Raw genomic sequence first — 25,121 nt, 5'->3', positions numbered from 1 at the left:
TTGTTCGAACAGGTGTTCGACACGAACGCCTGCCGAGCAGACTCCGACGCTCGGGACGACGACCACTGGCAGGTGACCCCCGATGCACGCACTCACCTCGTCGGACGACCCTGCTCCGCGGGCCGACGCCACCCCGGAGGACGCGACAGGTCCTGCTCCGGCACCGGCCCGGACCAGCGCCGCCGAGCGGGTGGCCCGGGCCCGCGAGGCGCTGCGCGCCGCCGAAGAGCGGACCGGGGCCAGGTCGCTCAGCGTCGTGCCCGCCGCAGAGGTCGCCACCCGGCTCGGCTCCGTCGACGCAGGCCGACGGTCGGCACGGCCCACCTCGGTGCCGGTGACGACCCCACCTGCCGCGCTGTCACCCACGGCGTCCCCGCACACGCCGTCCTCGCACACCGCGTCCTCACGCACAGCCCCCTCACCCACAGTCCCCTCGCACACGACGCTCTCGTCCGTGGTGCCCGCTCCGGCGGGGCCCGCCGAGCAGGGCGAACCGGCCGTGCCGGCAGACGCCCCCGCACCCCTGCATGCTGTCGACACCATCATCAGCACCGAACGGCCACCCCTGCCGGTCCCCGACGAGCTCCTGCCGCTGCTGCCCGCAGGTCTGCGCCGAGGCCTCACCGTCCAGGTCGACGGCTCGACCTCGGTGCTCCTCGCGCTGCTCTCCGAGGCCTCGCGCGCCGGGTCCTGGGCGGCCGTCGTCGGTGCACCCAGCATCGGGCTGCTCGCCGTCGCCCAGGCGGGCATCGACCTCAGCAGGCTCGTGCTGGTCCCCGCCCCCGGGGCCCAGGCCGCACCGGCGCTCGCGGCCCTGCTCGACGGCATGGACATCGTCGTCGTCGGGCCCGAGGTCTCGCTCCTGCGCGCCGACCGTCGTCGGCTCGTCGCCCGCGCCCGGGAGCGGGCGAGCGTCATCGTCTCGCTGCGCCCCTGGGAGGGAGCCCACATGACCCTCGCCGCAGAGCGCACCCGCTGGTCCGGCCTCGGTGCCGGCAGCGGGAGGCTGAGCAGCCGTGAGCTCACCGTCACCCGCACCGACAGGGCGCAGGGGATCACCTACCGCCACACCGTGACGCTGCCCTTCGCACGACCGGCGAGCACGACCCCCGGCGTGGTCGCACCTGCGCCTGTCGCCGCCCCGCTCGCTGCGCCTGTCACCGCCCCCGACATCGCACCCGTGGTCGTCCCCGAACCCACCACGGCCCCGGCGGCCGTCGTCGCCGCTGCCCGCCACGACGCCGTCCAGCCCTCCTTCGCGCAGGTCGGCTGATGACCACCGTCCCGACCGTGCCGCCGGGCGACGTCCGAGCAGCCGACGCCAGCCCTGCCGACGCGAGCCCTGCCGACGCCCGACCGACCGGTGCGCACCCTGCAGGCACCCACCCGGCAGGCACCCACCCTGCAGGTACTCAGCCGACAGGCGCTCACCCGGCTGCTGCCACGTCGACCAGCGCGGCAGCCACCCGGCACGTCCCGGGGGCCTCAGCCCACCGCACCGCCGTGGTGTGGGTGCCTGACTGGCCCGTCGTCGCCGCGATGCGTGCGGCCGAGGTGCCGGCCCAGCAGCCCGCGGCCGTGCACGACGGACGACGGATCGTCGCGAGCTCTGCGCCGGCCCGCAGCCAGGGCGTCCGCCGCGGCATGCGCCTGCGCACGGCGCAGGAGTGCTGCCCTGAGCTCGAGCTGCTGCCCGTCGACGACGCCCGCGACACGCGCGACTTCGAGCCCGTCGCCGTCGCCGTCGAGACCCTGGTCGCCGGGCTGGAGATCGCACGGCCCGGCCTGATCCTGCTGCCTGCCCTCGGCGCCAGCCGCTACCACGGCTCGGAGGAGGAGCTCGCGCGGCGTCTCGTCGAGACCGTCGCCGAGCGCACAGGGAACGAGAGCCAGGTCGGCATCGCAGACGGGATCCTCGCCTCCCTGCTCGCCGCACGCACGGCCCTGCTGCTCCCGCCCGGTCAGACGGCCCAGTTCCTCGCGACGCACCCGCTCGACGCGCTGCTGCACGCCGCGACCAGCCCGGACGCCGTGGACGAGACGCGTGAGCTCGTGCACCTGTGGACCAGGCTCGGTCTGCGCACCCTCGCCGACCTCAGCGCCCTCGCCGAGGCCGACGTCCACACCCGCTTCGGTGAGCGCGGGCGCTGGGCGCACCGCATGGCGCGCGGCGCCGACCTGCGCCCACCGGCCCGCCGCCGGATCGAGCCTGACATCGGCGTCGAGACAGCCCTCGACCCGCCCGTCGAGCGCGTCGACACCGCGGCCTTCGTCGCGCGCTCGCTCGCCGAAGACCTCTACGCCCTCGTCCTCGAGCGCTCCGTCACCTGCTCCCGGCTGCGCATCAGCGCCCACACGGAGTCCGGGCTCGCGCTCTCGCGCACCTGGCGCACCGACGACGGCGCGCTCGGCGGGCTGTCCGCCGCGCGCATCACCGACAGGGTGCGCTGGCAGCTCGAGGGCTGGTTGTCGGCCACCGGGGTCCGCGGCGAGGGCGACCCCGAGCCGTCTCCGCTGGTGCGCCTCGCGATCACCGCCGAGGGTGTGGTCGCCGCCGGTGCCCAGCAGGGCCGGCTGTGGGGCGCGGCGAGCGGCGACGAGCTCCGCGCCCGGCGCGTCACCGAGCGTGTCCAGGGCATCCTCGGCGGTGACGGCGTGCTCAGCGCCACCCTCCAGGGCGGACGCAGCGCCCGCGACCAGGTGCACCTCGTGCCGTGGGGGGACGCCCAGCCTGCGCCCCGCGCCCTCGACAGACCCTGGCCCGGGCAGCTGCCCCAGCCCGCCCCTGCCACCGTGCCCGCCGAGCCCGCCGACGTCACCCTGCTCGACGCCCAGGGGGAGCCGGTGCTGGTGAACGTGCGGCTCGCGACGAGCGGCGAGCCCGCCGTGCTCGTCACCGCGTCCGGACGGCACAGGGTCACCGGGTGGGCTGGCCCCTGGCCGCTCGCCGAACGGTGGTGGGGTGAGACCGCCCAGCGCCGTGTGTACGTGCAGGTCGTCCTCGACGACGACACAGCCCTGCTGCTCGCCTGCACAGGCGGGCAGTGGACCTGCGAAGCCCTCTACGACTGAAGCCCTGACATGACCCACCGCACCCGCCCGCCAGCCCGGCCCGAGTACGCCGAGCTCCACGCCCACAGCGCCTTCAGCTTCCTCGACGGGGCCAACCAGCCCGAAGAGCTGGCCGCCGAGGCCCACCGCCTCGGTCTCACAGCCCTCGCGCTGACCGACCACGACGGTCTCTATGGCGTCGTGCGCTTCGCCGAGGCCGCCCGCCAGCTCGGCCTGCCGACGATCTTCGGGGCCGAGCTGCACCTGCCCGACGCCGCAGGCACCCTCGACGCGCCGACAGGTGTCCCCGACCCTCGCTCGGAGCACCTGCTGGTCCTCGCCCGGGGACCCCAGGGATACCGCAACCTGTCGTCCGCGATCGCCGAGGGGCACCTCTCGACGGGCCGCAAGGGCGCCGCCGACCACACCCTCGACGAGCTCGGTGCGCGTGCCGACGGCCAGTGGCTCGTGCTGACAGGGTGCCGCAAGGGAGCCGTGCGCAGCGCCCTGGGGCCAGGCCCGGACTGGCACCCCCGCGGCGCGGCGACCGAGCTCGACCGTCTGGTCGCCACCTTCGGGCGGGACAACGTCGCCGTCGAGATCACCAGCACCGGCGACCCCTACGACGACGAGCGCAACAACCACCTCGCCGCGCTCGCCAAGGCCGCCCGCGTCGACCTGGTCGCCACGACGGCTGCGCACTACGCCCACCCGCGCGACGCCGACCTCGCTGCGGCCCTCGCCGCCGTCCGGGCCCGCTCGAGCCTCGACGACATGGACGGGTGGCTGCCCGGTGCGCCGTCGGCGCACCTGCGCTCGGCGAGCGAGATGCTGGTGCGCCACAGCTCCCACCCCGAGGCCGTGACCGCAGCCGCCAGGCTCGGCGCCGAGTGCGCCTTCGACCTCGCGCTCGTCGCCCCGAACCTGCCGCCCTACCCCGTGCCGGCCGGTCACACCGAGGCCACCTGGTTGCGTGAGCTCGTCCGGCGCGGAGCCCTCGCCAGGTACGGACCGCGCGAGTCCGAGCGGGTCCCCGGGGCCTACGCGCAGATCGACCACGAGCTGCGGATCATCGAAGACCTCACCTTCCCCGGCTATTTCCTCGTCGTCTACGACCTCGTCGAGTTCTGCAGGGTCAACGGGATCCTCGCCCAGGGGCGCGGTTCCGCGGCCAACTCGGCCGTCTGCTACGCGCTCGGGATCACCGCCGTCGACGCCGTCGCCCACGGGCTGCTCTTCGAGCGCTTCCTCGCGCCCGAGCGTGACGGGCCGCCCGACATCGACGTCGACATCGAGTCTCAGCGACGCGAAGAGGTCATCCAGCACGTCTTCGACACCTTCGGGCGCCGGCACGCCGCCCAGGTCGCCAACGTCATCTCGTACAGGCCGAGGTCTGCTGTGCGCGACGCCGCCCGCGCGCTCGGCTACGACACCGGTCAGCAGGACGCGTGGAGCAAGCAGATCGAGCGGTGGGGGTCGTTGCGGCCCGCGCCACCTGCACCGTCATCACCCGAGACTGCGCACTCAGGGATGCCCGAGGGCAAGCCCTACGGGGCGCTCGAGCAGCGCGAGCGCATCCGGGACCCGCTCGTGGAGCCGACAGCCCGCGACGACAGGGCGATGGCGCGCGAGGGCATGTGGGTCAAGGGCGGCTACGCCCCCCAGCGCGACACCGAAGACATCCCGGATGCCGTCGTCGCCCTCGCCGAGAGGCTCTTGAGGCTGCCGCGGCACCTCGGCATCCACTCGGGGGGCATGGTCATGTGCGACCGCCCGGTGATCGAGGTGTGCCCTGTCGAGTGGGCGCGCATGCCGGGGCGCACGGTCCTGCAGTGGGACAAGGAGGACTGCGCCGACGCCGGTCTGGTCAAGTTCGACCTGCTGGGCCTGGGCATGCTCACAGCGCTGCGCATCGCCTTCGAGCAGGTGAGCACCCACGAGGGTGTCGAGCTCACGCTGCACGGCCTGCCGCAGGAAGACCCCGGGGTGTACAGGCTGCTGTGCGCTGCGGACACGATCGGGGTGTTCCAGGTGGAGTCGCGCGCGCAGATCTCGACCCTGCCGCGCCTGCAGCCGGACTGCTTCTACGACATCGTCATCGAGGTCGCCCTCATCCGCCCCGGGCCCATCCAGGGCAACTCCGTGCACCCCTACATCAACCGCAAGCGCGGGCGCGAGAAGGTGACCTACCTGCACCCGCTCCTCGAGAAGTCCCTCGGCAAGACCCTCGGTGTCCCGCTGTTCCAGGAGCAGCTCATGCAGATGTCGATCGACCTGGCGGACTTCAGCCCGACCGAGGCCGACGCGCTGCGCCGCGCCATGGGCTCCAAGCGCTCGACCGAGAAGATGGAGGCGCTGCACGAGCGCCTGCTGAGCGGCATGGAGAAGAAGGGCATCGACCGCGTCGCAGGCGAGGAGATCTTCGACAAGCTCAAGGGCTTCGCCGACTTCGGCTTCCCCGAGTCCCACGCCTACTCCTTCGCGTACCTGGTCTACGCGAGCGCCTGGCTCAAGGTGCACCATCCCGAGGCCTTCTACGCGGGCCTGCTGGCCGCCCAGCCGATGGGCTTCTACTCCCCGCAGTCCCTCGTCGCCGACGCCCGCCGCCACGACGTCGAGGTGCTGCGCCCCGACCTGCTCGCCTCGCAGGTCCAGGCGGCGGTCGAGCAGTCCCCGGGGAGCGGGACCCGCGGTCTGGCGGTCCGGATGGGGCTCTCGTCGGTGCGCACGGTGACCGCAGAGGTCGCCGAGAAGATCGTGACCGAGCGCACCGAGCACGGTGACTTCGTCGACCTGCGCGACCTCGCCCGACGGGTGCGCCTGAGCACGGCCCAGCTCGAGGCCCTCGCGACCGCCGGGGCGCTCGACTGCCTCGGCGTCGAGCGCCGCGAGGCGCTCTGGGCTGCCGGCGCCCTCGCGCAGGAGCGGCCCGACACCTTGCCGGGGGTCTCCGTCGGGGTCGCTGCCCCGATGCTCCCGGGCATGAGCGAGGTCGAGACCGCCGTCGCCGACACGTGGGCGACAGGGGTGACGACCGAGTCGTACCCCACGCAGTACGCGCGCCCGGCGCTCCTGCGGATCGGTGCGATCACCGTCGCGGAGTGCACCACGGCCGACGAAGGACGGCGTGTCGCCGTCGGTGGCGTGGTCACGCACAGGCAACGACCCGGCACCGCGAGAGGTGTGACCTTCCTCTCACTGGAGGACGAGACCGGTCAGCTGAACGTCATCTGCTCGCCGGGCCTGTGGCAGCGGTTCAGGCGTGTGGCGCGAACTTCTGCGGCTCTCGTGGTGCGGGGGCGGCTGGAACGCAACGACGGTGCCACCAACCTGGTCGCCGAGCACCTCTCGGCCCTGTCCTTGCAGGTCACGACAACTTCACGAGACTTCCAATGAACGCAGGGGTTTTCATCCGCACGCGAGCCGAGCAATATCGCTACTCTGAATCGATGCCCACGATCGGACCACTCGTCGCGTACCCGCTGACCCCCCGTGGGGAGGACGGGCGTCTGCTGACCGCGTCCTTCGAGCAGCTGGTCGACTCAGCGATCAGCGCAGGCGCGAACGCCGTCGGTGTGCTGGGCAGCACGGGTGGCTTCGCGTACATGCCGCGCTCGGCCCGCAAGCGCATCACCCGCAGCGCCGTCGAGGTCGCCGACGGGCGTGCCCCGGTGATCGTCGGTGTCGGTGCCCTGAGCACCGCCGAGGTCCTGGCGAACCTCGCCGAGGCGCACAGCGTCGGTGCGAGCGGCGCGCTCCTCCAGCCGATGGCCTACCAGCCGCTGACCTTCGACGAGATCTACGGCCTGTACAAGGACGCCTCGGCGGCCACCGAGATCCCGCTCTGGGTCTACAACAACCCCTCGACCACGGGTCACAGGTTCTCCGTCGAGCAGCTGACCAAGATCGGCCGCCTCAGCGCCGTCGCCGGGTTCAAGGACCGCGCCGCGAACGCGACCGACGCCAAGGACCGCATGGACCGCATCGCTGCGGCGATGCCCCCGCGCACGGCCCGTCAGATCGACTGGGGCTTCAGCGGGGACGGTCACGGAGCCCAGGTGCTCCTCGCCGGCGCGACGGCCTGGCACTCCGGCCTGGCCGGTGTGCTCCCCGAGATCTGCGTCGCCATCGCCCAGGCTGCGACGTCCGGGCACGCGCCCCACGCCCGTGTCCTCCAGCGCCAGCTGACACCGCTGTCGATCATCGTGCGCCAGTACGGCGGCATCCGGACGGCCCACAGCATCGCGCAGATGCTCGGTCTCGACGCCGGGGAGCTCCCGCGCCCGCTCGCCCCGCTGCCCGCCGACGCCCGCACGCTCGTCCGGATGGCCCTCGAGGGCATCTCCGTCCCCGACGCGCCGACGCCCGAAGAAGTGGTTGCTCGCCAGGCCGACGAGGTTGCGGCGGTCGAGAAGGCGGAGGCAGAGAAGATCGTCGTCGAGACCCGCGCCGCCGCCGTACCAGCGGACGTCGCCGGGCCCGAAGATCCTGCCGGGCCTGCGGACGCTGCCGAGCTGGTCGCAGAGCCCCCGGCCGTGCAGGAGAGCGCGGTGGTCGACGCCGCCAAGGGGACCGGTACCGACACGGGTGCCAGCACCGGCACCGACGAGGTCGCCGGAGCCGCGCCTGGCACGACCGCTCCTGAGCTCACGATCGAGGAGCCCGAGCCCGAGCCCGAGCCCGAGCCCGAGCCCGAGCCCGAGCCCGAGCCCGAGCCCGAGCCCGAGGTCGGTCCGGATGTGCCGGTCGACCCGGGCGTCGCTCCTGACGAGCAAGCCGCCGTCGCCCCCGCAGGACCGGCACCTGTCGCGCGTCGCGCTGCCCCGGCGAGGACGAGGACCGCAGCACGCGCAGCATCCGACCCGTCTCCGGCACCGTCGGCGCCCTCGGCCGTGTCTCCAGGAACGCGCGACACTGCCGACAAGCCCGTCGCTGCCCCGCCCGCGCAGCCGCCCGCGCAGCCTCAGGCCGAGGCTCAGCCGCCGGCTCGGCCTCAGACCCCGCCGAAGTCCTCGGTCGAGTCCGTGCCCGTTCCTGCCGCGAAGCGCCCGGAGCCGACCAAGACCGGTGCGGTCTCGGTGGCACCCGACCCCGGGCAGCAGACACGTCCAGCCCCTGTCCGCTCCGACGCGGGCGTCAGCGTCCCGCCCCCGGTCTCCCTGGGCAGGAGCCGGACCGAGCAGCCCCGCCGGGTCCGCACCCCGCCCACCCCTGTCACCGACGACGACGTCGTCCTGCCCGACGAGGGCACCTCGGGGCAGTCTGGGCGTCACTCGGGCTGACGCCGGGACGAGGCTGCAGGAGCTCCGGCGCCTCCGGGGCGTCTAGTCGACCACCCGCTGGTTCGAGACCCTCGTGCGGGTGTTCTAGGGTCGTGTGATGCGAAGCGTCGAACTCATCGAGTCCTGGCCGGTCGAGCACGCGGGGACGGCTGTCGTCTCTGCGGACGGTGAGGTCCTCGCCTCCCACGGTGACCTCGACAAGGTCTTCCCGCTCGCCTCGGTCTCCAAGCTCCTCACCGCCTACGCGGCGCTCGTCGCGGTCGAAGAGGGCGCCGTCGAGCTTGACGACCCTGCGGGTCCTGAGGGGGCCACCATCCGTCATCTGCTCGCGCACACCGCGGGCTACGACTTCTCCGAGCGCACGGTCCGGGCCGCACCGGGAGAACGACGCATCTACTCCAACGTCGGGTTCGAGGTGCTGGCCGAGACCATCACCGAGCGCGCCGGGATCGACTTCGCGACCTACGCCCGCGAGGCCGTTCTGGCACCGCTGAGCATGGCCTCGACAGACGTCTCAGGCTCTCCGGCGGCCGGTGCTCGCTCGACGGTCACGGACCTGGCACGCTTCGCCGCCGAGCTGCAGCGACCGACCTTGCTGCACCCCGAGACCGTCGCGGAGGCGACCTCGGTCGTCTTCCCGGGGCTCGACGGTGTGGTCCCAGGCTTTGGCCGCCAGCGCCCCAACGACTGGGGCCTGGGCTTCGAGATCCGTGACGGAAAGAGCCCGCACTGGACGGGCGCGCAGAGCTCACCGCGGACCTTCGGCCACTTCGGGCAGTCCGGAACCTTCCTGTGGGTCGACCCTGCCGCGGGGATCGCCTGCGTCGCCCTGACCGACCGCGACTTCGGGCCGTGGGCCGCCGAGGTCTGGCCCGTCTTCACCGACGCCGTCCTGGCGGAGCACGGGCGCGCTGGCGCCTGACAGCTGATCTCTGACACCTGGCAGAGGCTCTCGGCCTGCCGAGCAGCCAGCACAGGCCGGGTGGCGGCACCAGGGACCTGCAGACACAGAACGACCCCCGTGTGTGGACACGGGGGTCGCGCTGCCTGCTGTCTCAACAGTCTGGTACCGGACCGCTCGGGGCCGGAAGTCTGGGACCAGCATACGCCCTGAGCCGGCGTGCCCGGGGCGCAGGCCCGTTCACCGCAGGTGCCGAGCCGCAGCCTCGTGGACGGCCGCCGACACCCTGTCGAGGGCCGCGGTCCGCAACGACCACTGCTGCCAGTACAGCGTGACCTCGGTGCGTCGACCAGGGTCGAGCTCGACCAGCGCACCGCTCTCCAGACCGTCGAGGCACTGCGGCTCGGTGAGCAGCCCCCACCCCATGCCGAGCCGGACGGCGTCGGCGTAGTCCGCTGACGAGGGCACGTAGTGGCGCGGGGGAGCGCCCGGGTCCACGCTCCGGTTGCGCAGATAGGCGTCCTGGAGGTCGTCCTTGCGGTCGAAGACGACCACCGGCGCCTCGGCGAGGGTTGCCGTCGTCGCCCCGCCAGAGAACCACCTGTCGGCGAAGCCGCGCGCCGCGCAGACGCGGTACGTCATGATCCCGAGCCGCCGGACCGTGCACCCCTGGACGGGAGCCTGAGAGGTGGTGATCGCGGCCATGACGCTTCCGTCCCGCAGGAGCGCAGCGGAGTGCGCCTCGTCCTCCCGGTGGAGGTCGAAGGCGATCTCTGCCGCGAGCGGGGCCAGCGCCGGGAGCACCCAGCTGCCGAGAGAGTCGCTGTTCACGGCGATCGGCAGGACGACAGACCGTCCCGAGGTGCCCGATCCCGCGGCCTCTCGGCGGGCATCGTCGGTGAGGACAGAGACCTGCCGCGCGAGGCGCAGATAGCTGCGACCGGCCTCGGTGACGGTGACGGGCCGTGTCCGCCGGACGAGGATCTGCCCGACCGAGGCCTCGAGTGCCTTGATCCGTTGGCTGACTGCCGGCTGGGTCAGGTGCAGCACGTCGGCCGCGGCCTCGAAGGAGCCCTCGTCGACGACGGCGGCCAGAGCGGCGAGCTGTGGGGAGTCGATCGATGTCATCAGCAGATCTTATGCTCGATCACTTCTAGTTGTTCGACTACTGGCTGCCTGCTCTCTACGGTGACGCCATGACCTCCTCCGCGCTCACGGTGCTCACAGGCGCCGCCTTCGGGCTCTCGCTCATCGTCGCGATCGGCGCCCAGAACCTCTTCGTCCTGCGAGCCGGCCTGCGCGGGGTCCACGTGCTCCCCGTCGTGCTGGTCTGCGCGCTCTCTGACGTGGTGCTCATCGCCGCAGGGGTCGGAGGACTGGGCAGCATCATCGAGGCTCACCCAGGGCTCGTCGTGTGGGCCCGCGTCGGCGGGGCGGCCTTCCTCACCGTGTACGCGGTGCTGGCTGCGCGCAGGGCGATGCGGCCGACGTCCGAGACCGAGGAGACCGGTGCTCGCGGCGGGACTCTTGTCGCCGCGGTCTCGACGGCTCTGGCTCTCACCTGGCTCAACCCGCACGTCTACCTCGACACCGTCGTCCTGCTCGGCTCGATCGCGACGACGCACGGGGACGCCCGCTGGTGGTTCGGTCTCGGTGCCGCCACCGCCAGCCTCGTGTGGTTCTCGCTGCTCGGGTTCGGGGCCCAGTTCCTCCAGCCGCTCTTCTCGAGGCCGGCGGCGTGGCGCTGGCTCGACGCCGCTGTCGCGGTCGTCATGCTCGTCATCGCCGCGACCTTGGTGGCGGGGATCTGAGCAGGATGCGCAGGGACGCGGTGGCTTGCGGGCGCTCGTCGCGGGTGGGCATGCGCTCTGACCTGGGTGCTCCTGCGCCAGGTCGGTCTCTGCCTGGACGTGGACCCCGTAGCGGACCCGCCTCTGCCGCGAGCATGATGGGCCTCAGGGTGGGGGAGAGCCGACATCTCGGCGCTGCCCGCTCACGGCCGGCCTCCACCGGCCCGGACTGTCGACCGAGGAGCACCCATGCCTGGAGTCTCGCACCAGATCGCCCTGGTGGCCCACGACAACAAGAAGGTCGAGATGCTCCGCTGGGCGGAGTTCAACCGCGGCACGCTCTCCCACCACGACCTCTTCGCGACGGGGACCACGGGGACGATGCTCGAGTATGAGCTCGGGCTCCCCGTGACCCGCCTGCTCTCCGGACCCGTGGGAGGCGACCAGCAGATCGGCGCGAAGATCGCCGAGGGGGTCATCGACATGCTCGTGTTCTTCTGGGACCCGCTCGAGCCCCAGCCGCACGACCCCGACGTCAAGGCCTTGCTGCGCATCGGCGCGGTCTGGAACGTCCCCATGGCGTGCAACGTGGCCACGGCCGACATGCTCATCTCCTCGCCGATGCTCGCCGACAGCTGGACAGGGCGACCCGAGATGACCTCGCGCGACTGGGTGGGGCGAGACGCGGGACTCTGAGCCTCGAAGAGCAGGGATCTGCGCCTGCCCAGGCTGCCGTGCTCGCACGGGGACGACGAGGCGTCAGCCCTGCTGGCCAGACAGCGACGCCGTGACGATCGCGAGCGCCGTCGCAGGGTCGACGCCGAGCTCTTCGGTCCGCGCCCTGTAGGCCTCGGCGGCGACCTGGGCGAGCCGCTCACCGGGGTCGCCGTGCGGAGACACCGTCGTCCCGTTGCGCCCGCGGGTCTCGACGACCTCGTCCTTCTCGAGCTCGCGGTAGGCCTTGGCGACGGTGTTGACCGCGACGCCGAGCTCGGCCGCCAGCGTGCGGACGGTGGGGAGCCTGGCGCCCGGTGCCAGCGCCCCGGAGCGCACGGCAGCGAGCACCTGGGCCCGGATCTGCTCGGACGGGGGTGCGGAGTCGTCGGGGTCGATCGCGATCATGGTGCTCAGGTCCTCTGCTCGGGGCCCCTGAGCCTATCGGTCAGCCCTGCGGCACGATCTGCTGGATGGCCCAGGTGTTGCCGTCGGGGTCGGTGAAGGAGGTGAACCGTCCCCACGGCAGGTCCTGGACCTCGGGTGCGTCGACACCGTGGGCCAGCAGGTGCTCGCGCGCGGCGTCGGCGTCGTCGACGACCACCTGGAGGCCGTGGAGCGAACCTGGTGCCATGTCGGTCATGGTGAGGTCGAGGACGATCGAGCACGCCGACCCAGGCGGTGTGAGCTGGACGAACCTCAGCTCGTCGGAGACGGTGACGTCGTGGTCGGCGACGAAGCCCACCTGGTCCACGTAGAAGTCCTTGGCGCGGTCGATGTCGCTGACGGGCACCTGCACGAGCTCGAGCCTGAAGTCCATGGGAAGGATCCCTCTGTGAGGTCGGTGCTGACCTCCTGATCATCGTCTCCTGGTGTGATTAGCACCATAGCCGTCTCGGGCCCTCTCGGAGGCCGCGCGACCCTGAGGACGACGAAGCGGCCCCGGGATGATCCCGAGGCCGCTCTGTCGTCTCTGCGTCGTGCTGTCCTGCGCTGTGTCCGGAGGGGGACTTGAACCCCCACGCCCGTTAGGGCACTAGCACCTCAAGCTAGCGCGTCTGCCATTCCGCCACCCGGACGGGTGAGCCTCCGTCGGACGTTTCCGTCCTCTGGCTGCGACGGAAAATCTAGCACGGATCTGAGGGGGTCCTCGACCACCTCCGTGCACAGCGGCAGCCTCGGCCACGCCCGACGTGACCAGACTCCAGCGCGCTGACCTGGCACATCTCACCACCAGTGGCGCATCTCGGGCGTCCTGCAAGGCTGGGGGAACCATCTCGAAGACCGGTACCGCGAAGACAGGAGAAGCTCATGACTGCTCAGCCAGACGTCGAGACCGACCCAGCGCTCGTCGACCTCTACAAAGACCTCCACAGGCACCCAGAGCTCGGGTTCCAGGAGCACCGGACGGCCGGGATCGTGGCCGAGCGCCTCGGTGCGCTCGGCTACGAGGTCACCACAGGGGTCGGCGGCACGGGGGTGGTGGGCCTGCTGAAGAACGGCGACGGGCCGACAGCGCTGCTGCGCGCTGACATGGACGCCCTGCCCGTCCTGGAGGACACGGGGCTCGACTACGCCAGCACGGCGACGGCCACGGACCAGGACGGCACTGTGGTCCCCGTCGACCACGCGTGCGGTCACGACCTGCACACCACGTGCCTCCTGGGCGCGGCTGCGGTCCTCGCCGGCAGCACCGACACCTGGGCGGGCACCCTGCTCCTGGTGTTCCAGCCGGCCGAAGAGCTCGGGGCCGGAGCCCAGGCTCTTGTCGACGACGGGCTCTTCGAGAGGTTCCCCAGGCCTGACGTCGTGCTCGGGCAGCACGTGGCGCCCCTGCCTGCCGGGAAGATCGCCGGTCACGCGGGGGCCTCCTACGCGGGATCGGACTCCTTGCGCGTCACGATCGTCGGCAAGGGCGCGCACGGCTCGATGCCCCAGTCCTCGATCGACCCCGTGGTCATCGCCGCGGCGACAGTCCTGCGGCTGCAGACGGTGATCTCGCGCGAGATCCCGAGCACAGCCGTCGCCGTGCTCACCGTCGGATCCGTCCACGCTGGCAGCGCGGCCAACGTCATCCCGGGGGAGGCCGAGCTCCAGCTGAACATCCGCAGCTACGACGAGGGGGTGCGCGAGCACGTCCTGGCGAGCGTCGAGCGGATCGTCCGGGGTGAGATGGCCACGGCCGGGGCGCCCGGCGAGCCGGAGATCACCTCGATCGAGCGCTTCCCGGTGGTCGTGAACGACGCTGGCGCTCTCGGCAAGACCCTCGACGTCTTCAGGGGGTGGCTCGGGCCGGAGAACGTCCTCGACCCCGGTGCCGGGGCTGGGAGCGAAGACGTGGGCGTGCTGGCGACAGCCTCGGGCGCGCTGCTGTCGTACTGGCTCCTCGGCGGGACAGACCCTGCGCTCTTCACCACAGGGGACATGACCGACCCGGCCCTGCTCACGGTGCCCTCGAACCACTCGCCCCACTACGCGCCGGTGATCGAGCCGACGCTGGGCATCGGAGTCTCGGCGGTCGTCAGGGCCACCAGAGCGTGGTTGCCGGTCGCCTGAGAGGTGCGGGGGTGACGGAGAGGCCCGGGGACGACGAAGCGGCCCCGGGATGATCCCGAGGCCGCTCTGTCGTCTCTGCGTCGTGCTGTCCTGCACTGTGTCCGGAGGGGGACTTGAACCCCCACGCCCGTTAGGGCACTAGCACCTCAAGCTAGCGCGTCTGCCATTCCGCCACCCGGACAGGTGGACCGTCGAGGAGCGTTTCCGTCCTCTTGGGTGCGTCGGAAAATCTAGCACGTCCTGGGCCCAGGTGTGGAACCCGTTGCCCCGGATGTGACGGGAACCACCTCTGACCAGGGCTGGGACGGCTCTCGTCAGCCGGTGATCCGCCGCAGCAGGGAACGCCGAGCGTGCGGCAGGTCCGGGAGCTCGAGCCCCGTCAGCCATGCCGTGAACAGCTCGAGGAGGTCCGTCCCGGCCACCGTGGAGGCGAGCGCGACGAAGTCCGCCGAGGTCACCGACCCGTGCCTGTGCTCGGCCACCCACGTCCGCAGGATCTGCCAGAACACGTCGTCGCCGACAGTCCCGCGCAGCGCCTGCAGGGTGAGCGCGCCGCGCTTGTAGACCCTGTCGTCGAACATGTCGTCGGTCCCCGGGTCCCCGAGGACGAGGTCCTGGGGGAGCGCGGCGAGACGTGCGTGCTGCTCTGCGGCGTGATCGGCGGCAGACCGCCCGCCCGAGGCCTCGGACCACACCCACTCCGCGTAGCAGGCGAAGCCCTCGTGCAACCAGATGTCCTGCCAGCGTGCGGCGGTGACCGAGTTGCCGAACCACTGGTGCGAGAGCTCGTGCGCGATGAGCCGCTGCGACTCCCACCCGGTGCTGAGGAACCCCTGGCTGAAGACCGAGAGCCCCTGCGCCTCGAGGGGGATCTCGAGCGCGTCCTCGGTCACGACGACCGTGTACGCGGCGAAGGGGTAGGGGCCGAAGGCGTCGACGAACACGTCGAGCATCTCGCCCTGGCGGGCGAAGGCGCGCTCGACGGCGCTCGTCGCCGTCGGCGGGAACACGGCGTGGATCGGGACCGTGCCACGGGTAGCAGCAGCGTCAGAGCCGTCGGCACCCGGAGCGCGTCCGGTGCCGTCGGTGCCCGCAGCGCCGTCAGTGCCCTCGCGCAGCGTCCGGCGGACGTACCGGCCGATCTGCACCGTCGCGAGGTACGCGGCCATCGGCTCGGGCTGCTCGTACACCCAGGTCGTGGTGCTGGCGCGGCGTCTGCTGCTGGTCAGCGTGCCGTTCGCGACCACGTGGTACTCGGACGGCACCGTGAGGGAGATCCTGTAGGGCGCCTTGTCGGAGGGGCGGTCGTTGCACGGGTACCAGGACGGTGCACCGTGCGGCTGGGAGGCGACGATCACGCCGTCGGCCAGCTCTTCCCACCCGGCCTCGCCGTCCGGCCCGGGCATCGGGCGCGGCGTCCCGGCGTAGGTGACCACGACCACGAGCTCTTGGCCCGGCTGCACCTCGCGGCGCGTCTTGACGACCAGGCGCCCGGGGCGCTGGGAGTACCGACCCGGCTGGGCGCCGTCGACGGTGACCTTCGACACGCGCAGCGCGTAGAGGTCGAGGGTCAGGCGGTCGAGGGCCTCGCGGGCGACGACCCGCAGGGTCGCCGTCCCGGACAGCTTGTTGGTCTCGACGGAGTAGTCGAGCACGAGGTCGTAGGAGAGCACGTCGTACGAGGGGTCGCCGTGACCCGGCACGTAGGGGTCGGCCGTCGTCTCGGCCGTCACAGGGCGGCCAGCGGGGCTGCCGCGGGGGTCTCGTCGGGGTCGGTCTCGTCGACCCACGGGCCGATCGGGTTGCCGACCCAGCGGGTCTTGTCGGGCACTGACTCACCTCTCATGACCAGGGACACCGGGCCCACAGTAGCGTGCCTGCCGAGGGTCGACGCGGGGAGCACGACGCTCCCGGGGCCGAGGGTCGCACCCTCCTTGAGGACGACGCGGTCGAGGCTGAGCACACGGTCGTGGAACAGGTGGGTCTGCACGACGCAGCCGCGGTTGACGGTCGCCCCGTCGTGCAGCTCGACGAGGTCCGCCTCGGGCAGCCAGTACGTGTCGCACCAGACGCCGCGGCCGATCGTCGCCCCGAGCGAGCGCAACCACACGGCCAGGACCGGGGTGCCGAGCGTCCCGCGGGCGAACCACGGGGCGGCGACCACCTCGACAAAGGTGTCCGCGAGCTCGTTGCGCCACACGAAGGAGCTCCAGAGCGCGTGGTCCGTCGTGGTGACCCGGCCGACGAGGGCCCACTTGGCGAGGGTGGTCACCGCGGCGGCGAGCGCCCCGGCCACGAGCAGGGTGAGCCCCGAGACGAGCGCGGCGACCCACCAGCCTGACGAGCCGGCGACAGCGACGAGCACGGTGACGACTGCGAGGCTCAGCGACCCGGCGACCACCACGGGGACGATCCTGCACACCTCGACGACGGCACGGGCCACCCGCAGGCGAGTCGGCGGGTGGTAGGTGAGGCTCTGGTCGACCTCGCTCGCCGTCCTGCGCAGCCGGGTCGGCGGGCTGCCGAGCCACGACGTGCCGCCCTTGGCCTTGGTGCGTCGTGGTGCCGCGGAGAGCACAGCCACGAGCCCGCCCTTGGGGACCTTGCGGCCCGGTGCCGCCATCCCGGAGTTGCCGACGAAGGCGTGCTTGCCGATCTTCACGCGCTCGACGCGCAACCAGCCGCTGCCGAGCTCGTACATGCCGAGCATCGTGTCGTCGGCCAAGAACGCCCCGTCGTTGACCGTCGTCAGGCTCGGGATCAGCAGGACCGTGGACGCCTCGACGTCGTCGCCGATCTCGGCCCCGAGGAGCCGCAGCCAGCCGGGGGTCAGGGAGCTGGAGTAGAGCGGGAACAGCCACGTGCGCGTCTCGTCGAGGATCCTCAGCACAGCCCACGCCCGCCACGCCTGGGGTCCGTGGACGGCGTGGATGCCGTTGGTCAGCCCGTGGGACAGGGCCCGGACCGAAGCCCACACCAGGGCCGCGAGGACCACGGCACCGACGAGGCAGGCGAGGGGCAGGAGCCCGAGCGCGCGCACGGCCGCCTCGGCCGGTGACGACGCACCGGTCACGGGCCCCAGGACGACCGCCACAGCGGTCGCGATCGCGACGACAGGCAGCGCGCTGATCCCGACGGCTGTCGCGGCGTACCCCCACACCCACCGCCGTCGGCGCGGGGGGCGCTCGTCGGCCCACGGCCCACGGGCGGCACCTGTGCGCTGGGCGGGGGCGCCCGCCCAGGCCGCGTCGGCCGGCACCGATCCGACCACCGCGGAACCCGGGGCGATCTCGGCGCGTGCGCCGACGTCCGCGCCCCCGACCAGCGTGGTCCGGGCGCCGATCCGAGCGCGCTCGCCGACGGTGATGGCACCCACGTGCAGCACGTCGCCGTCGAGCCAGTGACCGACGAGGTCGACCTCGGGCTCGATCGAGCAGCCGTCGCCGAGGGTGAGCATCCCGGTGACCGGCGGCAGCGTGTGCAGGTCGACGTCTGCGCCGACCGTCGCACCGAGCATCCGGGCGTAGGTGGGCATCCAGGTGGCTCCCGCGAGGGACGTCGCGCCGAGCTCGTCGGCCAGCCGCTCGGCGAGCCACAGGCGCAGGTGCACCCGTCCGCCGCGCGGATAGCGTCCGGGCGTGACACCCAGCAGCAGCAGCCGCGCCCCGAGGGCGGCGAGGCTCATCCGCCCCGCGGGCAGCACGAAGAGCAGCGCCCCGAGCCCCGTCCACCACCACGACGCCTGCGGCAGCCAGGTGACCGAGAAGAGGTCGCCCACGACGGTGCTCGCCGCCGCGACCCAGACCAGCCAGCGCAGCCCTGCGACCGTGCGCAGCGGGACCGAGGCGAGGACCTGGGCCACCTGGGTGGCTGCCGGGACCGGGTTGACCTCGGCGTTGCGCAGCCCGGTCGGTGCGGACATCGCGTCGAGGGCGTCGGCGAGGGCGCCGACCGTCGGACGCTCGTAGACGTCCGCCACGGTCACCTCGGGGAACTGCCCGCGGAGCTGGGAGACGAGCTGCGCGGCGGTGAGGCTGCCACCGCCGAGCGCGAAGAAGTCGTCGTCGCGGGAGGTCACCACGGCCCCGAGGATCTCGAGCCAGAGCTCTTGGACCCATCCGGCGGTCCCGCCGAGGGTCTCGGCCTCGGGGGCGGACCCCGTGCTGGGCAGCGGCCAGGGCAGCGCGTCGCGGTCGATCTTGCCGGAGGTGCGGGTGGGCAGCGTCGCCAGCTGGGCGATGCGCGGCACGAGGGCCGAGGGCATCGTCTCGCGCAGCGTCGCCATGGAGGCCTCGAGGTCGAAGCCCGGCCCCGGGGTGAGGTACCCGACGAGGATGGTGTTGCCCGACCCGGTCTTCCGGACGGCTGCTGCGGCGGCCTCGACGCCGGGCAGCGCGAGCAGCGCGCTGTCGACCTCGCCGAGCTCGACGCGCCGCCCGCCGATCTTGATCTGGTCGTCTGCCCGCCCCACGAACAGCAGACCTTCCGGGTCGGAGACCACGAGGTCGCCCGACCTGTACGCGCGGTCCCAGCCGAGCGTCGGCATCGGGGCGTACTTCTCGGCGTCCTTCGCAGGATCGAGGTACCGGGCCAGCCCGACACCGCCGATGATCAGCTCGCCGGTCTCGCCGTCCGCGACCTGCACGCCCTTGGCGTCGACCACGGCGAGGTCCCAGCCGTCGAGAGCCGTGCCGATGCGCACAGGCGGCTCGGTCGTCAGGCGTGCTGCGCAGGCCACGACAGTCGCCTCGGTCGGTCCGTAGGTGTTCCACAGCTCGCGGTCCTCGGTCGCCAGGCGGGCACCGATCTCCGGCGGGCACGCCTCGCCGCCGAGGATGAGCAGCCGCACCCCGTCGAGGGCGGCCGGCGGCCAGAGCGCCACGAGCGTCGGGACGGTCGAGACCACGGTCACGTCGTTGGCCGTCATCCACGGACCGAGGTCCATGCCGCTCTTGACGAGCGAGCGGGGTGCGGGCACCAGGCACGCACCGTGCCGCCAGGCGAGCCACATCTCCTCGCACGACGCGTCGAAGGCGACCGAGAGGCCCGCCATGACGCGGTCGCCGGGGCCGAGCGGGTCGCCCTGCAAGAACAGCCGTGCCTCGGCGTCGACGAAGGCGGCGGCGGACCTGTGCGAGACCGCGACCCCCTTCGGCGTGCCTGTCGAGCCGGAGGTGAAGATGATCCAGGCGTCGTCGGTCGTCGCCGGCCCGTCCCACGCCGAGGCGTCGTCGTCTGCGGTGCCTGCCTCGTCTGCGGTACCGACCTCGTCGGAACGGGGCGCCGAAGGGACCGAAGGTACCGAGGGTGCCGACGCCTGGGGGAGAGCCCGCGCCTGCGGACCCTGCGCTGCCCCACCTGCCGGAATGCCCACGACAGGGCGCGGCGCGACCACGAGCCTGTCCCCGACCACCGCGGCGACGCCGGCCTCGTCGAAGACCGTCCGGGCGCGCTCGTCGGGGTCGTCCTTGTCGACAGGCACGTAGGCCGCGCCGGCCTTGAGGATCGCGATGATCGCCACGTACAGGTCTGTCGTCCCCGAGCTGATCCGCACACCGACCCTGTCGCCTCGTCCTACGCCCACCCCCGCGAGCTCGGCCGCGAGCTCGTCGGCAGCCTCGTCGAGCGCAGCGTAGGTGAGCACGTCCACGGCGTTGTCGAGGGCGGGGGAGTCGGGGTACCTGTCCACGGTGTCGGCGAAGATGTCGACCAGCGTGCGGGGAGGCGGTGCGAGGGCGCCCCGCAGCAGGGACGACGCTGCCGGGCTCGCGCCCGGCTGCGAGCCGGGGACGGCCTGCGCGGGCTGCGAGCCCTGGGTGCCCGGTGCGGGCTTCGAGCTCAGGGTGCTCGGTGCCGGCTGCGAGCCGGGGGTGCCCTGTGCGTGCTGCGAGGCGGGCTGCGAGCCGGGGGTGCTCGGTGCGGTCATGGTCGGACGATCCCTCGCTCAGGTGAACGATGCATGAATGCCCGGCGACACTGACGCGTCACCGCCGGGCGAGCACGAGCGCGCTGCGCCAGACTTGTCGCAGGTCCGCGAGGACCGCGAGGCGCGGCGGCGACAGGCGCGTCGTACAGAACGGTTAGTGTCGCAGGTGAGCGACCCGCAGCCTCCAGCGGGTCCGAGAGCAGAGAGCAGGGGACCACCATGTCGGGCCAGCGGGTACGGAGCGCAGCAGTGCGACGGAGCACAGGGTCGATCCGTCCACCGGTGCCGGCAGCCCCCCAGGACTCTGTCCCGCTGTGGCTCAGGTCTTCCGCCGGGTGGGCCTGGCGGCTCATCATCGTCGCGATCGCCGTCGGGCTCGTCGTCTTCGCCACCGCCAAGGTGCAGCTCGTCTTCATCGCGCTCTTCGTGGCCCTCGTGTTCTCAGCCGTGCTCCGCCCCGTCGTCAACATCTACGGCAAGATCATGCCGCGAGCCATCGCGACCGCGCTCGCCCTGCTGAGCGGCGTCCTCGTCATCGGCGGCCTCCTCACCTACGTCGTCGCCTCCGTCGCCGGGCAGTGGCAGAAGCTCTCCGACCAGTTCGCGACAGGCACCGACCAGATCTTCGAGTTCCTGGAGAACGGCCCGCTGCCCTTCTCCATCACCGTCGACGACATGCGCGGCTGGATCGAGGACGGCCAGCAGTGGGTCCAGGACCACGCAGGCGACATCGCCGGCACGGCCTTCGAGCAGGCCGGGACCGTCGTCGAGGTCTTCACGGCCCTCGCGCTCGCCATCTTCTGCACCATCTTCTTCCTCGCCCGTGGCGACAGCATGTGGTCCTGGTTCCTCAACCAGCTCCCCAGCCGCATGCGCGACACGTGGAAGGTCGTCGGAGGAGCCGGCTGGTACACCTTCTCCGGGTACACCCGCGGCACCGTCATCATCGCCGTGACCGACGGCATCCTGGCCGGCGTGTTCCTCACCATCCTCGGTGTCCCCCTCGCAGCACCCCTCGCCGTGCTCGTCCTCATCGGTGCCTTCATCCCGCTCATCGGGGCCCCGGCGGCCATGGTCATCGCGATGGTCGTCGCGCTCGCGGCCGACGGCATCTGGAAGGCCGCGATCGTGGGTATCGGCATCGCCCTCATCGGGCAGTTCGAGGGGCACGTGCTCCAGCCGCTCGTCATGGGCAAGCAGGTGTCTCTGCACCCCATCGTCGTCGCCGTCTCGGTGACTGCGGGGACGCTCCTGTCCGGGATCCTGGGCGCCGTCATCGCCGTCCCGCTCGTCGCCGTCGCGTGGGCCGTCTACTCCCAGCTGCGCACCCTCGACCCGCCCATGCTCGATCCCGTGGACGACGAGGACCTGGACGACGACGAGGAGGACCACGACGACGGGGCCCTCGAGGACGAGACCCCGGTGTCCGTCACAGCCCCTGTCGTGCCGGCAGGCCCGACCACCCGCCCGACGTCCAGGAGCACCACGCAGGAACCACCGACCAGCACGGCGTGACCCGCCGGGCGCGAAGGAGACCCATGCGCATCGCAGTCCCGACCGAGACCAAGACCGACGAGCTCCGGGTGGCCCTGACCGCCGACGGCGCCCACCATCTGGTGTCCGCCGGGCACGAGGTGGTCGTCCAGGCGGGGGCCGGCCTCGGCTCGGCGGTGACAGACGCCGACTACGAGGCAGCGGGCGCGCGGGTGGTTCCCGGTGCCGAGGAGGTCTGGGCCGAGACCGAGCTCGTCGTCAAGGTCAAGGAGCCGCAGCCGTCCGAGCACCGCTACCTGCGCCCTGGTCTGACCCTCTTCACCTACCTGCACCTCGCGGCCGACCGTGCGTGCACGCAGGCGCTGCTGGACAGCGGGACCACGTCCTTCGCCTACGAGACGGTCCGTCTCGCCGACGGCAGGCTCCCGCTGCTCGCACCGATGAGCGAGGTCGCCGGACGGCTCGCCACCCAGGTCGGCGCGTACCACCTGACGAGCCCTGTCGGGGGAGCGGGTCTGCTCATGGGCGGCGTGCCCGGCACCCGACCGGCCAAGGTCGTGGTCCTCGGGGGCGGCACGGCCGGCCGCAACGCCGCGCAGGTCGCCGCAGGGATGCGCGCCGACGTGACGGTGCTCGACCTCGAGGCCTCGGTACTCGCCTCGATCGACCGCGAGCACAGCGGGGCCGTGCGCACCGTGACCTCGACGGCTGCCGCCGTCGACCGCGAGGTCGCAGGCGCAGACCTCGTCGTCGGAGCCGTGCTCGTCCCGGGCGCGCTCGCCCCACGCCTGGTCTCCGACGAGCTCGTCTCGCGCATGCGTCCAGGGTCTGTCCTGGTCGACGTCGCGGTCGACCAGGGCGGCTGCTTCGAGGGAACCCGTCCCACGACCCACAGCGCGCCGACCTACACGGTGCACGGGAGCATCTTCTACGCCGTCGCGAACATGCCCGGTGCCGTCCCGGTGACCAGCACCCAGGCGCTCACCAACGCGACGTTGCCCTACGTCTCACGCCTGGCAGCCCTCGGAGGAGCCCGAGACCTGCGCGCCCTCGCGGCTGACCCGGCGCTGGCCGCAGGTCTGGCGACGTACGAGGGCACGCTCGCGCACCGCGAGGTCGCGCAGGCGCACGGTCTCGACTGGGTCGACAGGTTCGCCCCTGCCCGGTGAGCCGCACGGCTGCGGGCTCTGACGACCTGCACCGACGTGGCTGGTCGACCTCCGACGCCTCGTGACGTATGAATGGAGTCATGTCTGACTCTCCTGTCGAGCTCGATGCGAGCAACCCCTTCGCCAGCCGGTCCACCCTTCCCTACGCGCTGCCCGACTTCGCGGCGATCCGCGACGAGCACTACATCCCGGCCGTGCGCGCCGGGATGGCAGCCGAGCTCGCCGAGATCGAGGCGATCGTCACCGACCCGAACCCGCCGACCGTCGAGAACACCCTCGAGGCCCTCGAGCTGAGCGGCGAGGTCCTCGACCGTGCTCTCACGGTCCTCTACAACGTGGCGAGCTCCGATTCGAGCCCTGCCCTCGAAGACATCGAGGAGACTCTCGCCCCCGAGCTCTCCGCGCACCACGACACGATCTTCATGGACGCTCGCCTGTACTCCCGTGTCGTCGCGCTCGACGCGGCGGTCCGCGCGGGCGAGGTCGAGGCAGACGCCGACACGCGGTGGCTCCTCGAGAACCTGCTCCAGGACTTCCGCCGCTCGGGCATCGACCTGTCGCCCGAGGACCAGGCGACGCTGCGCGACCTCAACGCGCGCACGACCTCCCTCGAGGCCGCCTTCGGGCGCAAGCTCCTCGCCGGTGCCAACGCGGCGAGCGTCTTCGTCGACGACGTCGCGGACCTCGACGGGCTCGCCGACGACGCGATCGCCGCCGCGGCGCAGGCTGCGACCGACCGCGGCGAAGAGGGTCGCTACCTGCTCGAGATGCAGCTGCCGACCCAGCAGACCGTGCTCGCCTCGCTCGCGCGCCGCGACGTCCGCCGCCGCGTGCACGAGGCCTCGGTCACCCGTGGCGCGACAGGCGACGACACCGACACCCGCGAGATCGTCATCGAGCTCGCCAGGCTGCGCGCCGAGCACGCCCGTCTGCTCGGCTACGACCACCACGCTGCGTACATCGCCGAAGACGCGACGGCCAAGACGACCGAGGCCGTCAACGCCATGCTCGCCCCCCTCGCCCCGGCTGCGGCCGCCAACGCCCGCAAGGAGGCGCTCGACCTCACCGAGGCGCTCGTCGCCGACCTGGGCGACCCGGGCGCCACGCTCGAGGCCTGGGACTGGGCCTACTACGCCGAGCGGGTCCGCAAGCAGCGCTACTCCCTCGACGACGGTCTCCTGCGCCCGTACCTCGAGCTCGAGAAGGTCGTCCAGGACGGCGTCTTCAAGGCGGCGACCGAGCTCTACGGCATCACCTTCGCCGAGCGCGACGACCTGGTCGGCTACCACCCCGACGTCCGGGTCTTCGAGGTCTTCGACACCGACGGCTCCGGCATGGGGCTCTTCCTCGCCGACTACTACACGCGCGAGTCCAAGCGGGGCGGTGCGTGGATGAACAACCTCGTCGACCAGAGCTACCTCACCGGTGAGCTGCCCGTCGTGGTCAACAACCTCAACATCGTCAAGCCGCCGGCGGGGGAGCCGACGCTCCTGGTCTTCGACGAGGTCATCACGCTGTTCCACGAGTTCGGCCACGCGCTGCACGGCCTGTTCTCGGCCGTGAGGTACCCCTCGCACTCCGGGACCGAGGTGCCCCGCGACTTCGTCGAGTACCCGTCGCAGGTCAACGAGATGTGGGCCTGGGACGAGGAGATCCTCCGGTCCTACGCCGTCCACCACGTCACCGGTGAGCCGTTGCCCGAGCAGTGGGTCCGCACGATGCTCGACTCCCGCCTGTTCAACGAGGGCTTCGCGACGACCGAGTACCTGGCCGCGACGCTGCTCGACCAGGCGTGGCACCAGATCACCCCCGAGCAGGTGCCCGGCACCGTCGACGAGGTATTGCCCTTCGAGGCAGCAGCCCTCGAGGCTGCGGGCGTCGCGCTGCGCGAGGTCCCCGCGCGCTACAGGACCACGTACTTCAACCACGTGTTCGGCGGCGGCTACTCGGCCGGCTACTACTCCTACATCTGGTCCGAGGTCCTCGACGCCGAGACCGTCGAGTGGTTCCGGGAGAACGCCGACGCCGACGGCCGTGTCCTCAACCGCGCCTCGGGTGACCGCTTCCGCGCGGCGCTGCTCTCGCGCGGCGGGTCGACCGACCCGATGCTCGCCTTCGGCGAGCTCCGCGGGCGCGGGCCCGAGATCGCCCCGCTGCTCGCGCGGCGCGGTCTGGTCTGACCTCGGCTGCCGGGGCGAGCGCTGCTCGGTCGCCCCGGCCCCGGCCCACGCCGAGGCA

16 protein-coding genes and 2 tRNA genes are annotated in these 25,121 nt (G+C 72.3%); 11 read left to right on the top strand and 7 right to left on the bottom strand.

The genetic code is table 11. The features are described from left to right. Positions 1 to 82: 82 nt before the first annotated feature. From ASG53_RS12895 to ASG53_RS12875, 5 genes are all read left to right on the top strand, one after another. Positions 83 to 1,273: a hypothetical protein gene (locus ASG53_RS12895; protein ID WP_056133634.1), complete on the top strand. Its 1,191-nt coding sequence runs from the start codon at positions 83 to 85 to the stop codon at positions 1,271 to 1,273. Beyond that, positions 1,273 to 3,072, top strand: coding sequence for a DNA polymerase Y family protein (locus ASG53_RS12890; protein WP_235533921.1), 1,800 nt, complete (start codon positions 1,273 to 1,275; stop codon positions 3,070 to 3,072). Before ASG53_RS12895 ends, ASG53_RS12890 begins: the two co-directional genes overlap by 1 nt. Before the next feature lie 9 nt (positions 3,073 to 3,081). Continuing rightward, positions 3,082 to 6,447, top strand: coding sequence for an error-prone DNA polymerase (locus ASG53_RS12885; protein ID WP_056133631.1), 3,366 nt, complete (start codon positions 3,082 to 3,084; stop codon positions 6,445 to 6,447). 53 nt (positions 6,448 to 6,500) lie between these two features. After that, the gene (locus ASG53_RS12880; protein WP_056133629.1) at positions 6,501 to 8,333 is read left to right on the top strand and encodes a dihydrodipicolinate synthase family protein; all 1,833 of its coding nucleotides are present in this window, start codon (positions 6,501 to 6,503) and stop codon (positions 8,331 to 8,333) included. Positions 8,334 to 8,430: 97 nt separating this feature from the next. Further along, complete coding sequence (locus ASG53_RS12875) at positions 8,431 to 9,255, top strand: serine hydrolase domain-containing protein (protein ID WP_056133626.1); 825 nt, start codon at positions 8,431 to 8,433, stop codon at positions 9,253 to 9,255. 219 nt (positions 9,256 to 9,474) lie between these two features. Here the strand turns inward: ASG53_RS12875 and ASG53_RS12870 are convergent, their stop codons facing one another. Then, positions 9,475 to 10,362 (bottom strand): LysR family transcriptional regulator ArgP, encoded by an 888-nt coding sequence (locus tag ASG53_RS12870; protein WP_056133624.1) that lies wholly within the window; start codon positions 10,360 to 10,362, stop codon positions 9,475 to 9,477. 68 nt (positions 10,363 to 10,430) lie between these two features. Between ASG53_RS12870 and ASG53_RS12865 the strand changes: the two genes are divergently transcribed. Continuing rightward, positions 10,431 to 11,045: a LysE/ArgO family amino acid transporter gene (locus ASG53_RS12865; RefSeq protein ID WP_056134296.1), complete on the top strand. Its 615-nt coding sequence runs from the start codon at positions 10,431 to 10,433 to the stop codon at positions 11,043 to 11,045. A 228-nt stretch (positions 11,046 to 11,273) separates the two neighbouring features. Continuing rightward, a complete protein-coding gene (locus ASG53_RS12860) occupies positions 11,274 to 11,720 on the top strand; it encodes a methylglyoxal synthase (RefSeq protein ID WP_056133621.1) in 447 nt (148 codons plus the stop codon). Between the two features lie 63 nt (positions 11,721 to 11,783). Here ASG53_RS12860 and ASG53_RS12855 read toward each other — a convergent pair whose 3' ends face one another. From ASG53_RS12855 to ASG53_RS12845, 3 genes are all read right to left on the bottom strand, one after another. Next, complete coding sequence (locus tag ASG53_RS12855) at positions 11,784 to 12,146, bottom strand: GntR family transcriptional regulator (RefSeq protein WP_082544016.1); 363 nt, start codon at positions 12,144 to 12,146, stop codon at positions 11,784 to 11,786. 40 nt (positions 12,147 to 12,186) lie between these two features. Beyond that, a complete protein-coding gene (locus tag ASG53_RS12850) occupies positions 12,187 to 12,558 on the bottom strand; it encodes a VOC family protein (protein ID WP_056133613.1) in 372 nt (123 codons plus the stop codon). A gap of 176 nt (positions 12,559 to 12,734) precedes the next feature. Next, a tRNA-Leu gene (locus ASG53_RS12845) sits at positions 12,735 to 12,817 on the bottom strand. A 232-nt stretch (positions 12,818 to 13,049) separates the two neighbouring features. Between ASG53_RS12845 and ASG53_RS12840 the strand changes: the two genes are divergently transcribed. Beyond that, complete coding sequence (locus ASG53_RS12840) at positions 13,050 to 14,294, top strand: amidohydrolase (RefSeq protein WP_056133610.1); 1,245 nt, start codon at positions 13,050 to 13,052, stop codon at positions 14,292 to 14,294. A 98-nt stretch (positions 14,295 to 14,392) separates the two neighbouring features. Here the strand turns inward: ASG53_RS12840 and ASG53_RS12835 are convergent. The 3 genes from ASG53_RS12835 to ASG53_RS12825 form a co-directional block, all read right to left on the bottom strand. Beyond that, positions 14,393 to 14,475: transfer RNA gene (locus ASG53_RS12835), tRNA-Leu, on the bottom strand. Between the two features lie 133 nt (positions 14,476 to 14,608). Then, complete coding sequence (locus ASG53_RS12830; RefSeq protein ID WP_056133607.1) at positions 14,609 to 16,027, bottom strand: M1 family metallopeptidase; 1,419 nt, start codon at positions 16,025 to 16,027, stop codon at positions 14,609 to 14,611. Then, the gene (locus ASG53_RS12825; RefSeq protein ID WP_235533920.1) at positions 16,024 to 20,220 is read right to left on the bottom strand and encodes a Pls/PosA family non-ribosomal peptide synthetase; all 4,197 of its coding nucleotides are present in this window, start codon (positions 20,218 to 20,220) and stop codon (positions 16,024 to 16,026) included. Before ASG53_RS12825 ends, ASG53_RS12830 begins: the two co-directional genes overlap by 4 nt. Positions 20,221 to 20,469: 249 nt before the next feature. On the opposite strand from ASG53_RS12825, the gene ASG53_RS12820 reads away from it, so the two are divergent. The 3 genes from ASG53_RS12820 to ASG53_RS12810 all read left to right on the top strand — a co-directional run bounded on the left by ASG53_RS12820 (position 20,470) and on the right by ASG53_RS12810 (position 25,063). Beyond that, complete coding sequence (locus ASG53_RS12820) at positions 20,470 to 21,735, top strand: AI-2E family transporter (RefSeq protein WP_082544015.1); 1,266 nt, start codon at positions 20,470 to 20,472, stop codon at positions 21,733 to 21,735. A gap of 23 nt (positions 21,736 to 21,758) precedes the next feature. After that, positions 21,759 to 22,883, top strand: coding sequence for an alanine dehydrogenase (gene ald, locus ASG53_RS12815; RefSeq protein WP_056133601.1), 1,125 nt, complete (start codon positions 21,759 to 21,761; stop codon positions 22,881 to 22,883). Positions 22,884 to 22,963: 80 nt separating this feature from the next. Further along, a complete protein-coding gene (locus tag ASG53_RS12810; RefSeq protein WP_082544014.1) occupies positions 22,964 to 25,063 on the top strand; it encodes a M3 family metallopeptidase in 2,100 nt (699 codons plus the stop codon). Positions 25,064 to 25,121: the final 58 nt, after the last annotated feature.

This window comes from Sanguibacter sp. Leaf3 (assembly GCF_001425965.1).
Classification (GTDB): Bacteria; Actinomycetota; Actinomycetes; order Actinomycetales; family Cellulomonadaceae; genus Sanguibacter; species Sanguibacter inulinus.
This window is presented reverse-complemented; position numbering and strand designations above follow the sequence as displayed.

Excerpts from the sequence above, each read along its gene's own strand:
- ASG53_RS12895 (WP_056133634.1), top strand. The coding sequence starts at position 83 with ATGCACGCACTCACCTCGTCGGACGACCCTGCTCCGCGGGCCGACGCC.
- ASG53_RS12890 (WP_235533921.1), top strand. The coding sequence starts at position 1,273 with ATGACCACCGTCCCGACCGTGCCGCCGGGCGACGTCCGAGCAGCCGAC.
- ASG53_RS12885 (WP_056133631.1), top strand. The coding sequence starts at position 3,082 with ATGACCCACCGCACCCGCCCGCCAGCCCGGCCCGAGTACGCCGAGCTC.
- ASG53_RS12880 (WP_056133629.1), top strand. The coding sequence starts at position 6,501 with ATGCCCACGATCGGACCACTCGTCGCGTACCCGCTGACCCCCCGTGGG.
- ASG53_RS12875 (WP_056133626.1), top strand. The coding sequence starts at position 8,431 with ATGCGAAGCGTCGAACTCATCGAGTCCTGGCCGGTCGAGCACGCGGGG.
- ASG53_RS12870 (WP_056133624.1), bottom strand. The coding sequence starts at position 10,362 with ATGACATCGATCGACTCCCCACAGCTCGCCGCTCTGGCCGCCGTCGTC.
- ASG53_RS12865 (WP_056134296.1), top strand. The coding sequence starts at position 10,431 with ATGACCTCCTCCGCGCTCACGGTGCTCACAGGCGCCGCCTTCGGGCTC.
- ASG53_RS12860 (WP_056133621.1), top strand. The coding sequence starts at position 11,274 with ATGCCTGGAGTCTCGCACCAGATCGCCCTGGTGGCCCACGACAACAAG.
- ASG53_RS12855 (WP_082544016.1), bottom strand. The coding sequence starts at position 12,146 with ATGATCGCGATCGACCCCGACGACTCCGCACCCCCGTCCGAGCAGATC.
- ASG53_RS12850 (WP_056133613.1), bottom strand. The coding sequence starts at position 12,558 with ATGGACTTCAGGCTCGAGCTCGTGCAGGTGCCCGTCAGCGACATCGAC.
- ASG53_RS12840 (WP_056133610.1), top strand. The coding sequence starts at position 13,050 with ATGACTGCTCAGCCAGACGTCGAGACCGACCCAGCGCTCGTCGACCTC.
- ASG53_RS12825 (WP_235533920.1), bottom strand. The coding sequence starts at position 20,220 with ATGACCGCACCGAGCACCCCCGGCTCGCAGCCCGCCTCGCAGCACGCA.
- ald (WP_056133601.1), top strand. The coding sequence starts at position 21,759 with ATGCGCATCGCAGTCCCGACCGAGACCAAGACCGACGAGCTCCGGGTG.
- ASG53_RS12810 (WP_082544014.1), top strand. The coding sequence starts at position 22,964 with ATGTCTGACTCTCCTGTCGAGCTCGATGCGAGCAACCCCTTCGCCAGC.